Source organism: Pseudoroseomonas cervicalis ATCC 49957 (assembly GCF_000164635.1).
Classification (GTDB): domain Bacteria; phylum Pseudomonadota; class Alphaproteobacteria; order Acetobacterales; family Acetobacteraceae; genus Pseudoroseomonas; species Pseudoroseomonas cervicalis.
This window is the reverse complement of the sequence record NZ_GG770782.1, coordinates 5,643-7,147: the sequence shown is the minus strand read 5'-3', so window position 1 is coordinate 7,147 and position 1,505 is coordinate 5,643. Positions and strand designations below refer to the sequence as shown.

Sequence of the window (1,505 nt, the reverse complement as noted above, 5' to 3'; positions counted from 1 at the left end):
GCGCGGCGCTGCGGCGCCAGCGCCGGCAACAGGGCCAGCAGCCGGGCCAGGGCCGCGTCGGGGTCGGTCAGGAGGGGCGGGGCGCCATTGCGTGTCACACCCCGCCAATGCCGCGTGGCGCCGCGTCCCGCAAGCCGGGCCGGCGCCGTCGTGGTTCAGCGCATCGGCCAGGCGTAGAGCAGGCCGCCCCGGGTCCATTGCTCGTTCGGCCCGCGCGGCAGGCCGATCGGCGTGGCCGGGCCCATGTGGCGGTCATAGATCTCGGCGTAATTGCCGACGGCGCGGATGGCGTTGTAGGCCCAGAGCGGGTCGAGCTTCAGCGCCTGGCCCAGCTCCGGCGTCACCCCCAGCAGGCGGCGGGTGTTGGGGTTGGCCGAGCTGCCGCGCATCGCCTCGGCATTGGCCGCGGTCACGCCCTGCTCCTCCGCCTCGATGATGGCGGTGGTGTACCAGCGCACGATGTCGAACCAATTGTCGTCGCCGCGCCGCACATAGGCGCCATAGGGCTCCTTCGAGAAGCGCTCGGGCAGCACGCTCCATTGCGCCGGGTTGGGCAGCGAGGCGCGGGTCGCGGCGAGCTGCGAGGCATCGGTGCCGAAGGCGTCGCAGCGCCCGGCCTGCAGCGCCGCCGCCACCTGGTCGGTGCGCTCGAACACCACCGGCTGGAAGGGCGTGTTGATGCTGCGGAAGTAATCCGCCGTCACCTGCTCATTGGTGGTGCCCTGCACCAGGCAGATGGTGGCGCCGCGCAGCTCGGCCACGCGCTGCACGCCGGAATCGGCGCGCACCATGAAGCCGTGCCCGTCGAAGAAATAGGTCACCGCATGGCGCAGGCCGAGCGTGGTGTCGCGCAGCATGGTCTGGGTCGAGGTGCGGAACAGCACGTCGAGCTCGCCCGAGCCGAGCGCGGTGAAGCGCGTCGAGGATGAGACCGGCACCAGCCGCAGCTTCGCCGGATCGTTGAAGATGGCGGCGGCCAGGCCGCGGCAGAGATCGACATCCAGCCCCTGCCAGACGCCGCGCGAATCCGGCAGGGCGAAGCCCGCGATGCCGGTATGCACGCCGCAGACCAGCTGGCCGCGCGCGCGCACGGCCTCCAGTGTCGGGCTGGCGGAAGATGTCTGCGCGGCGGCGGGGCCGCCAAACAGCGCGCAGGCGAACAGGAACGCGGCGGCAAGGCCCCGTCGACCCATGATACTGCTCCCTTTTTGGCGAATCTCCCGGCGTGATCGTCGCCATTCGCGGCCGCGCCTGTCAATCGGCGAAGCCCGGCCTCGATTGACGCTGCGGAATGATTTTGCTGTGCTGGGGCCAAGAAGAAACGCGGCGCCTCGACGCCGCCGCCAGGGACAGGCTGAACCAGGGTGGGCAGGCCACGCCGCGACGCGGCGCGCGGCCCCGCGCCCAGCAGGAAGGGAATCTCCGATGCCGCATCGCGCCACCGAACGCACAGGGGCCGGGGCCCGGCGCATCGCCCTCTGGGCGGGGGCCGCCGCGCTGGCGCT

Annotated in this window: 1 protein-coding gene; it reads right to left on the bottom strand. The window is 72.3% G+C overall.

Going from position 1 to position 1,505, the window contains the following annotated elements:
• Window positions 1-155 precede the first annotated feature (155 nt).
• Window positions 156-1,193: an amino acid ABC transporter substrate-binding protein gene (locus HMPREF0731_RS16490; protein WP_051014799.1), complete on the bottom strand. Its 1,038-nt coding sequence runs from the start codon at window positions 1,191-1,193 to the stop codon at window positions 156-158.
• Window positions 1,194-1,505 lie beyond the last annotated feature (312 nt).

What these genes read in the sequence shown, in the direction of transcription:
- HMPREF0731_RS16490 (WP_051014799.1), bottom strand. Translation starts at nt 1,193, where the DNA reads ATGGGTCGACGGGGCCTTGCCGCCGCGTTCCTGTTCGCCTGCGCGCTG.